Source organism: Amycolatopsis sp. NPDC114505 (assembly GCF_055633615.1).
The window spans coordinates 2,649,643-2,662,767 of record NZ_JBVKDV010000001.1 but is presented as its reverse complement, the minus strand read 5'-3'; the positions used below and the strand labels follow the sequence as shown (position 1 = coordinate 2,662,767).

Sequence of the window (13,125 nt, the reverse complement as noted above, 5' to 3'; positions counted from 1 at the left end):
CGGCCGGGCACCGCGCGGGAAGCTCACGCGCGGTGCTCGGTCAGCCAGACGTGCGCCCGCTTCCAGACTTCGCGCAGCCCCGATCGCTCCCCTAAGTAGTCCCCCGCCGCGCCGACGACCGGCAACATGCCGATCGCACGGTGCAAGAAGTTCCCGCGTGGCCGCTTCTCCAGCTCCTCGGTGATCCCGAGCAGTCCCCGGCCCAGCCGCCACAGCGTCCGGCCCGCGGCCTTGACCGTCGCCTTGCCGTGCTTCTTCTCCGACGCCGTCAGCTCTTCGGTCAGCTTCGCCGCTTCGTCGGCCTCGGCCGCTTCGTCGTGCTCCGGGTGCTTGCCCGCCGCGAGGTCGGCGTCGATCTCGCGCTCGAACAGCACCGCCGCGATCAGCCGCACCCGCGTGCCGACGTCCGTCACGCCGTACTCGCCGGCGATCGCGCACAGCAGCAGCCCCTGCGACGCCGCCCCCAGCGTGTCCTGCACCGGCAGCCGGTCGGCCAGCGCGCCGCCCAGCCCCGGGATCGACGTCAGCAGCGCCGTGAACCGGCCGACGCGGTTCATCCACCAGCTCGACCGGTCGTAGCCCGTCATCCGCGCCCACGCGGCGGTGCCGGGCACCTTCACCGACGTCACGCCGTGGATCAGCTTCGCCTTGAGCCCGGACTCGACCTCCGCGAGGTCTTCCTTCTCCCGCGCCTGCAGGCCGAACGGGTCGGACTCGCGCAGCGCGTCGAGCATCGGCCCGCACGCGCGCACGAACGGCCGCAGCACCGCCACGACCTGTTTGTCGGAGATCGCCTCAGCCACGTCCCGCACTCCTTCCCGCCGCTGCCCGGCCCAGCCCGCCGCCGAGCACCAGCGCGCCCGGCAGCGCGCTCGCGCCGAGCAGCACCAGCGCTCGCCAGTCCTGGATCAGCACCAGGTCGCCGCCCGGGCCCAGCAGGCCGAACCCGAACACGACGACCACCCACACCGCCAGGGGTACCCACGAAAGCCCGGGCCGCACCAGCTTCGCCGTCGTCGACACCAGCCACGGCGTGGTGACCGCGCCGACGACGACCGTCAGCGGCAGCGGCACGACCCCGATCCGCAGCGGCAGGAAGAACAGCTCCAGCACGGCCAGCAGCACCGTGTCGAACGCGAGCAGCAGCAGGAGCAGCCGCTGCTCCCAGGTCAGCGGCTCCGGCACGGTCACAGCCCACCGAACAGGTCGTCCGCCGCACCGTCGGCCGGGCCGTGGGCCAGCACGAAGGAGTCGTGCGCCGGGATCGGCTGGGCGACCTCGTTCGTCAGCGCGAAGTACGGGACGTCCCCGTCGACGACGGCCAGCTGCGTCGCGTGCGCGCGCAGGGCCGCCAGCTTCGCCGGGACGTACGCGGCGACGTCGAGCGTCGTCGTGATCTCTTCGTCCGGCGTCACGGGCAGCTCGTCGTCGGGCGGGACGGGGTACTCGGGCTCGCCGGCCCGCAGCGCGGCCAGCCCGGTGCGCATCGCGTCACTCGACGTGACGGTGTGGAACACCCGGGCCACCGACTCCGCGCTCGGCGCCGCGGCCATCGTGATCTCGTGGGCGCGGATGTGGTCGGGGTGGCCGTAGCCGCCGAAGGCGTCGTAGGTGACGACGACCTGGGGCCGCACCTCGTCGAGGATCTCCGCGAGCTGCGCGGCCTGCTCCTCGGCACTCCCCCCGGTGAACGCCCGCGGGTGCGAAGCCGACGGCGTGCCCGCCATGCCCGAATCGCGCCACCGGCCGATCCCGCCCAGGTAACGATGTCGTGACACCCCCAGCGCGGCGCACGCGGCCTTCAGCTCGGCGACGCGGTAGCCGCCCAGCTGGTCGGCCGCCCAGGCGCCCAGCCCCGCCAGCTCGGGCAGGCCGGCCATGATCTCACCCTCTTCGCCGAGCGTGCAGGTCACGACCGTCACCTCGGCACCTTCGGCGGCGTATCGTGCGATCGTGGCGCCGGTGGTGATGCTCTCGTCGTCGGGATGGGCGTGGACGAGCAGCAGCCTGCGCGGTACCGGGGAGATCACGGGTTGAGCGTAATTCCCGTGCTCCGACCTTCGTCGGGGACACCCTCGGTTATCCTCGCGCGAGTCGCGACCGCCGCGTCGCGATCGTCTGTACCCCCACGAAGGGCATCTTGGTGAGCACTGAAGCAACTTCGGCGGATGTCGCCGGCGTGTCCGGATCCGTTCTGTCGATCTCCGACCTCAGCGTGTCGTTCCAGACCGAGGACGGCGTCGTGAACGCCGTCAAGGGCATCGGTTTCGACGTGCAGCCCGGCGAGATCGTCGCCGTGGTCGGGGAGTCCGGGTCCGGCAAGTCCGTCACGTCGATGTCGGTGCTGGGCCTGCTGCCCAAGACCAGCAAGATCGCCGGCGAGCTGCGTCTCGGCGAGCGCAACCTGGCGGATCTCAAAGAGAAGGAAATGCAGAAGATCCGCGGCAACCAGGTCGCGATGATCTTCCAGGAGCCGATGACCGCGCTGAACCCGGTCTACACGGTCGGCTGGCAGCTGCGCGAGGCCCTGCGCTCGCACCTGGACATCTCCAAGGCCGCCGCGGACAAGCGCGCGGTCGAGCTGCTCGACATGGTCGGCATCCCGAACCCGGAGCTGCGGTTCAAGCAGTACCCGCACCAGCTCTCGGGCGGTCTGCGCCAGCGCGTCGTCATCGCTATGGCGATCTCGTGCGACCCGAAGGTCATCATCGCCGACGAGCCGACCACCGCGCTCGACGTCACGGTCCAGGCGGAGATCCTCGGCCTGCTGCGCAAGCTGCGCGACACCCTCGACACGGCGATCGTGCTGATCACCCACGACATGGGCGTCGTCGCCGACATGGCCGACCGCGTCATCGTGATGTACCAGGGCGAGATCGTCGAAGAGGCCCCTTCGCGCGAGCTGTTCGCGTCGCCGAAGGAGGACTACACCCGGCGGCTGCTGGCCGCGGTGCCGGTGCTCGGCCAGCGTCCCGAGGGACGTCGCCTGCTCGACGACGCCGGGATCGCCTCCGACAGCACCGAGGCGGCCAAGATCGCCGAGGAGATCCGGCTGGCCGACGCCGAGCTGGAGGCCGTCATCGAGGAGGCCGCGCCGGCCCTCGAGATCAAGAACCTGGTGCTCGAGTACCCGGGCCGTCGCGGTCAGGGCAAGAACCGCGCGGTCGACGACGTCTCGATCACCATCGCCAAGGGCGAGATCGTCGGCCTGGTGGGCGAGTCCGGCTCGGGCAAGACGACCGTCGGCCGCTGCGCCGTCGGCCTGCTCCAGGCCACCGAGGGCACCATCGCGATCGCCGGCAAGGACATCACGAAGATGTCGGCGAAGGAGCTTCGCCCGCTTCGCCGGTACTTCTCGATCGTGTTCCAGGACCCGGCGTCCACTCTGGACCCGAAGATGACGATCGGCGAGTCGATCGCCGAGCCGATGGTGCTGCACAAGGTGCTGGCCGGCAAGGAGCTGTCGGCCCGCGTGCGCTCGCTGCTCGACAAGGTCGAGCTCGGCGGGCACTACATGAACCGCTACCCGCACGAGCTCTCCGGCGGCCAGCGCCAGCGCGTGGCGATCGCCCGGGCGCTGTCCCTGGACCCGGCGCTGCTCATCGCGGACGAGCCGACGTCGGCCCTGGACGTGTCGGTGCAGGCCCGCGTGCTGGACCTGTTCCTCGACCTGCAGCAGTCGCTGCAGTTCGCGTGCCTGTTCATCAGCCACGACCTGGCGGTGGTCGACCTGCTCGCCGACCGCGTCGCGGTGATGCAGCACGGCAAGCTGGTCGAGATCGGCACGCGCGACCAGGTGCTGCACTCGCCCCAGCAGGACTACACGCGCCGCCTGCTGTCGGCGGCGCCGGTCGCGGACCCGGTGCTCCAGGCCGAGCGCCGCGCGGCCTGGGAGGCCGGCAAGCTGGCCCCCGTCGCCGACTGAGGCTCTGAGACACGAAGGCCGTCACCCGGGTCCGGGTGACGGCCTTCCGTCGTTCCTGGACGGACGACACGCGTACCCAGACGGCGAACACGCGTCTCACGGGTGGTACGGGCGGCCAAAGGCCGGATCTGGAGAGCGTGCGGGGCCAGCCCAGCTTGTGCTCGGTGTCGGCGATCGCCTGGAGGTTGGAGCACGAGATTCATCCGAACCCCAGGCCCGGCGATCCCCGCGCGAAAACGGACGCGGGGGCGACCGGAACCGGTCACCCCCGCGTCGGCGTTCAGGCCTTCATTCTCCGCTGTCGCGGGTCGAAGGCGTCGCGAAGACCGTCACCGATGAAGTTGATCGTCAGTGAAATCAGCACGAGCACGATGAACGGCCCGAAGAACAGCGACGGCCGCGTCTGCAGCTGGGCGTAGTTCTCCAGGATGACGCGGCCGAGTGAGGTGTCCGGGAGCTGGACACCGAGGCCGATGAACGACAGCGCGGCTTCCGCCAGCACGGCCTGCGCGACCGCGAGGGTCGCGTTGACCGTGATGCTGCCGACCATGTTCGGCACCAGGTGCTTGAAGATGATCCGGAACGTGCCGGCACCCGAAGCGCGAGCCGCGTCGACGAACTCGCGCTGGGACAGCGACATCGCTTCGGCGCGGGTGATCCGGGCGATCTGCATCCAGCCGAACGACGCCAGCACCAGGGCGACGATGTACCAGGAGCCGCTCCCGAACACCTTCGCCAGGATGGCCGCCGCGGCGATCTGCGGGATGATCAGGAACAGGTCCGTCACCCGCGAGACCGCCGAGTCGGTGAACCGGCGCAGGTAGCCCGCCAGTGCGCCGAGCACGACACCGACGACCGTCGACAGGATCGACACCGTGAGGGCGATCAGCAGCGAGAACTGGGTGCCGCGCAGGATCTGCGACACCATGTCCTTGCCGACCTGCGTGGTGCCCAGCGGGAAGTCGCCGCTCGGCTTCGCGAAGGACGGGAAGGAGCTGTCCTCGTAGCTGTGCTTCCAGAAGATCGGCAGGATGATGCTGAGCAGGATGATCAGCAGCAGGATCGCGGTCGACGCCATCGCCAGCTTGTGGTGCAGGAACTTCCGGAGCACCAGCTTGCCCTGGCTCCGGGGTTCGGGCAGCGCCTCCGGCGGGAGGGTTCCGTCCTTGGTCGCGGTTTCGCTCGCGAGAAGGGAGTTCAAGTCAGCCAACGCGAATCCTCGGGTCCAGGATGCCGTACACCAGGTCGGCGATCAGGTTGGCGACGATCACGCTGGTGGCGATGACCACGAGCCAGCCCATCATCACCTGAGTGTCGTTCTTGTTGACGGCTTCCACCAGCAATGTGCCCATACCGTGCCAGTTGAACACCGTCTCGGTGATGATCGCGCCGGCGAGCACCGACCCGAAGTTCACCGAGAACAGCGTCGTCACGGGGATCAGGGCGTTGCGGAACGCGTGCCGGAAGATGACCCGGCCGTTCGCGAGGCCCTTGGCCCGCGCGGTGCGCACGTAGTCGGAGTTCATCACTTCCAGCATCGAGGCCCGCTGGAACCGGCTGTACGCGGCGAAGCTGATCGCCATGATCGACAGCGTCGGCAGCAGGTACGCCCCGATCGTGCTGGTTATGAAGTCCCCGACGCCGTCGGTTTTCAGCTGTTCCGGGCTGGTCGTGCGTAGCCATGGATTGCCGAGGACGTCCTGCAGACCGAGATCACGGACCCAGCCGTTGATCTCGATCGCGTAGTTCTTCAGCACGATCGCGATGCAGAAGATCGGCATCGAGAACAGCAGGAAGGCGAGCGTGGTGGCGAGGTAGTCGACGATCGAGTACTGCTTCACCGCGGCGAGCACGCCGACGATGATGCCGATGATCAGCGCGAGGATCTCGGCCCCGACGACCAGCTTGAACGTGACGCCGAACGCGGCCAGCACCTTGGGCGCTACCGGCTGGAGCGCGTTGCCCTGCGCGATGGACGTGCCCCAGTCACCCGACAGGAAGTCCCCGAGCCAGGTGAAGTAGCGGGGCACGACGCCCTGGTCCAGGCCCAGCTTGTGGGACAGCGCGTCGATCGCGTCCTTGCTCAGCTGGGGGTTGTTCCGCAGCTCGCCCAGCGGGTCACCGGTGGCGGCGACCATCACGAACGACAAAAAGGTCCCGACCAGCAGGACGGGAATCGATATCGCCAGACGGCGAAGGATGTAGATCACCAGGTTCAACGAACTGCTCCTCATCCGGGCCTGGTCGTCAGAAGTGCGCTGGACCGCTACCCGGTTGTCTACCGTAGTGGCGGTAACCCTACGGTCAACAGCTACTTCCGGTGGGTACCGGGGCCCGGCTCGTGGCCGGACCCCGGTACCTCCCAGGTCATCTGGAGCGAGGGGGAAGAAGCTGCGGGGCTAGGCCCTGCTTACTTCTTCTCCCACTCGCCGGCGTTCCACAGGGCACCGTTGTACGACTGCATGTACACGCGGTCGATACCCTTGAACGCCCACATCGACGGGGTCTGCCAGAGCGGGACCGTCGCGTACTTGTCCGCGATGGCCTTGTCGGCCGCCTGGTAGGCCTGCGTCTTGACGGTCTCGTCCGTCGCCTTCACGGCGGTGTTGAACGCGTCGTCGATCTTCGGGTCGCACAGGTTCTGGTAGTTCTGGTCGCCACCCTTGTCCGGGCAGACGTAGATCGAGCGCGACTGCGACTTGAACGGCGCCGAGGACCAGCCGAAGAGCGCGACGTCGTAGTCACCGGTCGAGACGCGGCCACCCTTGAGGAAGTTGGCGTCGGTCTCGTCCTTGACCTCGATGCCGGCCGCCTTGGCCTGCGAGATGATGATCTCGACGGTCTGGCTGCGGCGGGCGTTCTGGTTGTGCGTGATCTTGAACGAAGCCCGCTGCGTGCCCTTGGCGAAGATGCCGTCGGCACCCTTGGCCCAGCCGGCGTCGGTCAGGGTCTTGGCCGCGGCCTCGGCACCCAGTCCGGCCTTGCTGCCGTAGAGGTCGGTGTAGCCCTCTTCACCCTGGAAGAACACGATCGAGTTCAGCGGGGCCGCGTCGGCCTGGACTTCCTTGAGCAGCTTGTCCGTGATCGCCTTGCGGTCGATCGACTCGAAGAACGCCTTGCGGAGGGCGTCGTCCTTGAAGATGCGGTTGAACTGCAGGTCAAGGTGCTCGTAGGTGAGCTGCGGCGCCGAGCCGTAGGTCACACCCTGCGGGGCGAGGCTCTTCATCGTGGCCGCCGCGGTGGCGTCCGGCTGGGTCGACGCCGCGACGTCGATCTCACCGTTCTGCAGCGCGGTCGCCATGGCCTTGGTGTCTTCCATGGCGCGGACGATGATCTTCGCCGGGCCGCCCTTGCCGCCCGCCCACTTCGGGTTCTTCACCAGCGTGACGGACTTCTGGTTCGCGTCGAACGAGTCGATCATGTACGGGCCGGAGGCCGGCATGATCGACTTGTCGAAGCCCTTCCACTTGTTCGTCCAGAAGTCGCCGGCCTTGGACAGCTGGGCCGGGTCACCGGTCGGCGCGAGCTTGGTGATGTCCGCGATGCCGGCGTTCTTCTCGAGAACGTGCGCCGGCAGGATCTGGACACCGCTGAACAGGCCCTTGTAGTCGAGGTACGGCTCGCTGTAGTCCGTCTCGAAGGTCAGGTTGTCCTTGCAGGTGGCCGTCTTGATCTTGTCGTAGCCGGTGGTCGAGGCCGCGTTGAACGGGTTCTTGCCGTCCGAGCCCTTGGCCAGCCCGCTACCCGACAGCCAGGCCAGGTAGAAGTCCTTGCAGTCGAAAGGCGCGTCGTCCGACCACTTGAGGTTCGGCTTGATCTTGTACGTGACGACCTGCGGGTCCTTGGAGGTCACGTCGACCGAGTCGAGGATGTCGTTGTTGAGCAGCACCTTGTTGTTGCCGTCGAGGACGAAGGCGTCTTCGAGGACGGTGGTCAAGATGTACGTGTTGTACGAGCTGTTGGTGTCCGGGGTGTTGTTGTTGTACCCCGAGTACCCGTCGTCGATCCCGACCGTGACCGTGCCGTCCCAGCCCTTGACGTCCGCGAGCTTGAACGAGTCACCCTGCTCGGCCTTGCCGACCGCCATCGACTTGACGTCGGTCGACGATCCGTTCTGGTCCGTGCTGCCCGAGCCCGCGTCGCCACCGCTGCAGGCACTCAGCAGCAGCGAGGCGCCTGCGACGAGCGACAAGGCGGAGACTGCTTTGGTTCTCCTCATGAAGTGTGCCCTCCTAGCACTGAGTCCTTGAATTGTGACAAGGACCCACACCGCTCCGGTTTGGTGCCGGAGCCTACGACACGCCAAGCGACACTCAACTGGCGCACTGCGGGAGCACGCTAGAAAGGAAAAGCACCGACAGTCACCAGTTCAGGGTCGATCGTGACCAAAGGGTGACTTCCAGTGGACATCCAGAAATACGACGGTTACCTCACGGATTCACGGAGTCCCACTCGAAGGCGTGCGTGAAGATCACCCGGTAGTACTGAATGCGTAGTCGAACGATTACTTCGGGCCGCGAGTCCAGTTCACGGCGGACCCGAACGGGCCCACCATCGGAGGACCTGGGGTTACTCCCGAGATACCCGATCCGATCGCGAGGGTGTCAGCCATTTGGAACAGCGGGATCACCACGTTCTGACGCCAAAGTTCAGGCTCCAGAGTGGTCAGCGCCTCGGCGATCGGGGTCGCCCCGGACAGCGCCGCGTCGATCGACGGCTGCAGCGCCGGATCGCAGAAGCCCGACGAGTTGCCCGGTACGACGGGTTTCGCCGGGTCCGTCCCCGATGCCGTTTGCTCGGGGCGGCAGCCGAAGGTGGACGCGAGCACCGAAGCCGTGTCGCCGCCGACCGCCTGCGGCACGACCGCGATGTCGATGCCGACGCTGCCCGCCGAGTCGCCGGTCGGCTGCTGGATCCCGCCGGCCACCGGCATCGCGAGCAGGCCGCTGAACAGGTCGCGCGGCTGCGGCGTGATCGCGCTGACCTCGACGCCCTGCGCGACGAGCTGGCTGGTGAGCTCCTTGGCGATCGTCGCGAACGGCTCCTGGGTGGCGGGCGAGGCGATGACCAGCGAAAGCGCCTTGCCGTTCTTGCGCCAGGTGCCCGCGGTCTTGGCGTAGCCGGCCGCCTTCAGCGACTCCTCGGCCTTGGCGACGTCGGGCGCGGTGGGCGGGCCGGGCGGGATGGTCGCCGCGTACCCGGTCACCGACGGCGCCTTGACCTGCGCGTCGGCGTGCAGCTGCGACGACGGGCCGCCGTTGACGCCCTCGGTGATCAGCTTGGACCGGTCGATCAGCGCGGCGATGCCGGCGCGCACCTGCGTGTCGTGGAGCGTGGCGCTGACCGGGCGCAGCAGCACGTCGGCCACCAGCGGCCGGGCCACGGTGTGCAGCTGCACGGCCGGGCCGAGCTCGCCGAGCAGCTTGAGCTCGTCGCCGGTGGTCCTGGCCAGTGCGAACTGGTCGTTGCCGCTGCGCAGCGCCGCGAGCAGCGTGTTCTGGTCCGAGCGGCGCAGCACGATCCGGTCGATGGCCGCGGGCTTCTCCCAGTAGCGCTCGTTGCGCTCGAGGATCACCTCGCCGCGGGCGGTGTCAAGGCTCTTGATCGAGAACGGGCCGGCGATGGCCGGGAAGTTCGAGGCCAGCGCCCCGCGCCAGCCGTCGGGCGCGTCCTTGAGCAGGTGGGCGGGCAGCAGGTCCGAGAACAGCGTCTGCCAGCCGGGGTAGGGCTTGGCGAAGGTGACCTCGACGCGCTTGCCGCCTTCGCGGGACTGCAGGTCGGTGATCTGCCGGTAGCCGGCCGGCCCGATCACGCCGGGCTGGTCGCGCATCTGCGTGCGCAGGTAGTCGAAGTCCTCGGCGGCGATGGGCGCGCCGTCGGACCAGGACGCGTCCGGGCGGATCTCGTAGGCGACCACGAACGGCTGCTGCGAGAGCACCTCGGCGGACTTCATCAGGCTCTTGTCGAGCTGGGTGCTGCCGTCGTCCTTCTGGCGGAACACCGAGGGCAGCAGCAGCTGCGACAGCGCGGACGTGACCTGCGAGGAGTCGGCCAGGTTGTGCGGGTTGTAGCCGCCGAGCACGTCGTCGACCCCGACGACGATCTGCGACGGCGTCTTCCCGGTGGTCGAGGCCGGTGGGACCGACGAGGACACCACCGGCGGTGGCGGGGTGTTCGAGCAAGCGGTGACCAGCACGGCCGCGAGCGCCAGCACCGGCACCGCCTTGCGATTCACCCGCACGCCCCGTTCCTCCCAGAATCTCCCCGATCGGGTCAGCCATGCTCCCACGACCGCGTCGGCGGCCGGAACCGGGATTCCCGTACCCGGATCGGCCGGGCGCGGCGCCGCTTGGTGCCGCTATCGGAAAAGACGCGCGGCGCACCGTCCGGGTTCCCGGACCGTTCCGGAACGGCGGAACGAACACGCCCCGGACACGGGACGGGTCCGGACCGGTGGTGAACACCAGGCGTCGAATCCGCGAAAGCCCCTATAAAGATATAAGGAGAAGAACAACGGAATTCGTGACTTCGCGTCGGCCGATTATCCACCCAGGGTGACCGGCAGGCAATACAAAAACCTCCCGGCGCGGTACGCCGGGAGGTTTTTACGCGATTTTCGACCGATTCAGCTGTTGTCGCGGCTCTTCGCGCGCGAACGCTCCTTCGCCCGGGTGTTGATGTCCAGGGTGACCTTGCGGACCCGGACGACCTCGGGCGCGACCTCGACGCACTCGTCGACCGAGCAGAACTCCAGCGCCTCTTCCAGGCCCATCTTGCGCGGGCGGGCCAGCGTCTCCATCACGTCGGCGGAGGACTGACGCATGTTCGTCAGCTTCTTCTCCTTGGTGATGTTGATGTCGAGGTCCTCGAAGCGCGGGTTCTCGCCCACGACCATGCCCTCGTAGACGTCGGCGCCCGGCTCGACGAAGAACGTGCCGCGGTCGGCCAGCTGGATCATCGCGTACGCGGTGACCGGGCCGGTGCGGTCGGCGACCAGGGAGCCGCTGTGGCGGGTGCGGATCTCGCCCGCCCACGGGAAGTAGCCCTCGAACACGTGGTTCGCGATGCCGGTGCCGCGGGTCTCGGTGAGGAAGTCGGTGCGGAAGCTGATCAGGCCGCGCGACGGGAGCACGTACTCCAGCTTGATCCGGCCGGTGCCGTTGCCGCTCATGTCCTCCATGCGGCCCTTGCGGGCGGCCAGGAGCTGGGTGATCGCGCCGAGGTGCTCCTCCGGCGAGTCGATGTAGAGGCGCTCGAACGGCTCGTGCAGCTTGCCGTCGATCGTGCGCAGGACCACCTGCGGCTTGCCGACGGTCAGCTCGAAGCCCTCGCGCCGCATCTGCTCGACGAGGATCGCCAGCGCCAGCTCGCCACGGCCCTGGACCTCCCAGGTGTCGGGGCGCTCGGTCGGCAGGACGCGGATCGAGACGTTGCCGATCAGCTCCTGGTCGAGGCGGGCCTTGACCAGCCGCGCGGTGACCTTGTCGCCGCCGTTGCGCCCCGCCAGCGGCGAGGTGTTGACGCCGATGGTCATCGAGATGGCGGGCTCGTCGACGGTGATCCGGGGCAGCGCCACCGGCGTCTCGGAGTCGGCGAGGGTGTCGCCGATGGTGATCTCGGGGATGCCGGCGATGGCGACGAGCTCACCGGCGCTGGCCTCGGTCGCCGGGACGCGGGTGAGCGCCTCGGTGACCAGCAGCTCGGAGATGCGGACGTTCTGCACGCTGCCGTCTTCGCGCATCCAGGCCACGGTCTGGCCCTTGCGGAGCTTGCCGGCGTGGATGCGGATCAGCGCGATGCGGCCGAGGAAGTTCGACGCGTCGAGGTTGGTGACCAGCGCCTGCAGCGGCGCGTCGAGGTCGGCGGCGGGCGGCGGCACGTGCCGGAGCAGCGTGTCGAACAGCGGGTCGAGGTTCTCGCTCTCGGGGATCTCGCCGTCGGCGGGCTGCTCCAGGCTCGCCTTGCCGGCGCGCGCGGAGGCGTAGACGACCGGGAGGTCGAGGATCGCGTCGTGGTCGGCGTCCTCGATGTCGCTGGCCAGCTCGAGCAGCAGGTCGTGGGTCTCCTCGACGACCTCGGCGATCCGGGCGTCCGGGCGGTCGGTCTTGTTGACCAGCAGGATCACCGGCAGGCCGGCTTCGAGGGCCTTGCGCAGCACGAAGCGGGTCTGCGGGAGCGGGCCCTCGCTGGCGTCGACCAGCAGGACGACGCCGTCGACCATGGCCAGGCCGCGCTCGACCTCGCCGCCGAAGTCGGCGTGGCCGGGGGTGTCGATGACGTTGATCGTCACCTGGCCCTCGGGCGTCTGGCGGTGGATCGAGGTGTTCTTCGCGAGGATCGTGATGCCTTTTTCGCGCTCCAGCTCCCCGGAGTCCATCACCCGGTCGACGAGCTCGGCCCGGTCGGCGAAGGCGCCGGACTGGCGCAGCATCGCGTCGACGAGGGTCGTCTTGCCGTGGTCGACGTGGGCGACGATCGCGACGTTGCGCAGGTCGGGCCGGGTCTTACCGGTCGGCCGGCCGGTTTCGACGGTAGCGCTGGCTGCGGGCACGCGAAGACTCCTGAACTTCAAGGGGTGGGTGGCCGCGTAAGCCCGTTCGGCATCCTGTGACCGGCTTTGGTCACACGCGGACCTCACCAAGGATACCTGTCGCCCCATTGTGAGCGGCCCCACGCCCCCCAATCGGTTAGCCTCACCTAACGTGGGAAACCGGTTGAGTCGCCGATTCGAGGGAGCGTGCGCGTGGGCAAGAAGCCGGACGACCCGCGAAAGGTCGTGCGCAAGCTGATGAAGGCCGGCAAGGTCAAGAAGAAGTGCTGCCGGTCGAAGCCGCGCTGCAAGAAGTGCCCGGTGCTCGCCCTCAAGAAGGCCAAGCTGGACCTCGCCGCCTAGCTCAGTGCGTGACCGCTTCGTTGAGCAGCCGCAGCTCCGGAGCGGTCTTGGTCGGCGAGAACTCGATGACCTCGTACTGGGCGAGGCGCCGCACGCAGAACGGGTCGGACGCCAGGATGGCGTCGAGCTTCCCGCGGTTCAGCGGGCGCGTGATGATGACGCCGCCGGTGCGCGGGTTCCGCCGCCCGGACGCCAGGAAGTGGCCGTGTTCGTACTGCTTGTTCAGCCACTCGACGTGGTCCGGGAGCGCGTAGTCGATTTCCTCGATCGGAGCCGTGTAGTTCAGCAGGACGACATACATGGTTAA

General features: G+C 68.5%; 11 protein-coding genes. 2 read left to right on the top strand and 9 right to left on the bottom strand.

Features of this window, described 5'->3' with window-relative positions:
• Positions 1-23: 23 nt before the first annotated feature.
• From ACZ7OU_RS13280 to mshB, 3 genes are read right to left on the bottom strand one after another with little or no spacing between them, the layout of a single operon-like run.
• Positions 24-803, bottom strand: coding sequence for a hypothetical protein (locus tag ACZ7OU_RS13280; protein ID WP_470255201.1), 780 nt, complete (start codon positions 801-803; stop codon positions 24-26).
• A complete protein-coding gene (locus tag ACZ7OU_RS13275; protein ID WP_470241678.1) occupies positions 796-1,191 on the bottom strand; it encodes a hypothetical protein in 396 nt (131 codons plus the stop codon). Before ACZ7OU_RS13275 ends, ACZ7OU_RS13280 begins: the two co-directional genes overlap by 8 nt.
• Complete coding sequence (gene mshB / locus ACZ7OU_RS13270; protein WP_470255200.1) at positions 1,188-2,030, bottom strand: N-acetyl-1-D-myo-inositol-2-amino-2-deoxy-alpha-D-glucopyranoside deacetylase; 843 nt, start codon at positions 2,028-2,030, stop codon at positions 1,188-1,190. The genes ACZ7OU_RS13275 and mshB overlap by 4 nt, the downstream gene beginning before the upstream one ends.
• Before the next feature lie 113 nt (positions 2,031-2,143).
• Here mshB and ACZ7OU_RS13265 point away from each other — a divergent pair, with 113 nt between their 5' ends.
• Positions 2,144-3,925, top strand: a complete 1,782-nt coding sequence (locus tag ACZ7OU_RS13265; protein ID WP_470241680.1) for an ABC transporter ATP-binding protein — start codon at positions 2,144-2,146, stop codon at positions 3,923-3,925.
• Between the two features lie 280 nt (positions 3,926-4,205).
• Here the strand turns inward: ACZ7OU_RS13265 and ACZ7OU_RS13260 are convergent, their stop codons facing one another.
• The 5 genes from ACZ7OU_RS13260 to typA all read right to left on the bottom strand — a co-directional run bounded on the left by ACZ7OU_RS13260 (position 4,206) and on the right by typA (position 12,476).
• A complete protein-coding gene (locus ACZ7OU_RS13260; protein ID WP_470241681.1) occupies positions 4,206-5,135 on the bottom strand; it encodes an ABC transporter permease in 930 nt (309 codons plus the stop codon).
• Positions 5,128-6,144 carry an ABC transporter permease gene (locus ACZ7OU_RS13255; RefSeq protein WP_470241682.1) on the bottom strand — a complete coding sequence of 339 codons (1,017 nt, stop codon included), beginning with the start codon at positions 6,142-6,144 and terminating at the stop codon, positions 5,128-5,130. The genes ACZ7OU_RS13260 and ACZ7OU_RS13255 overlap by 8 nt, the downstream gene beginning before the upstream one ends.
• 191 nt (positions 6,145-6,335) lie before the next feature.
• The gene (locus tag ACZ7OU_RS13250; protein WP_470241683.1) at positions 6,336-8,144 is read right to left on the bottom strand and encodes an ABC transporter family substrate-binding protein; all 1,809 of its coding nucleotides are present in this window, start codon (positions 8,142-8,144) and stop codon (positions 6,336-6,338) included.
• A gap of 285 nt (positions 8,145-8,429) precedes the next feature.
• Entirely contained in the window at positions 8,430-10,166 is a 1,737-nt protein-coding gene (locus ACZ7OU_RS13245; protein ID WP_470241684.1) for an ABC transporter family substrate-binding protein, read from the bottom strand.
• A 384-nt stretch (positions 10,167-10,550) separates the two neighbouring features.
• Complete coding sequence (gene typA, locus ACZ7OU_RS13240; protein WP_470241685.1) at positions 10,551-12,476, bottom strand: translational GTPase TypA; 1,926 nt, start codon at positions 12,474-12,476, stop codon at positions 10,551-10,553.
• 192 nt (positions 12,477-12,668) lie between these two features.
• Here typA and ACZ7OU_RS13235 point away from each other — a divergent pair, with 192 nt between their 5' ends.
• The gene (locus ACZ7OU_RS13235; protein ID WP_020641186.1) at positions 12,669-12,818 is read left to right on the top strand and encodes a hypothetical protein; all 150 of its coding nucleotides are present in this window, start codon (positions 12,669-12,671) and stop codon (positions 12,816-12,818) included.
• Between the two features lies 1 nt (position 12,819).
• Here the strand turns inward: ACZ7OU_RS13235 and ACZ7OU_RS13230 are convergent, their stop codons facing one another.
• Positions 12,820-13,119 (bottom strand): YciI family protein, encoded by a 300-nt coding sequence (locus tag ACZ7OU_RS13230; protein ID WP_470241686.1) that lies wholly within the window; start codon positions 13,117-13,119, stop codon positions 12,820-12,822.
• Positions 13,120-13,125: the final 6 nt, after the last annotated feature.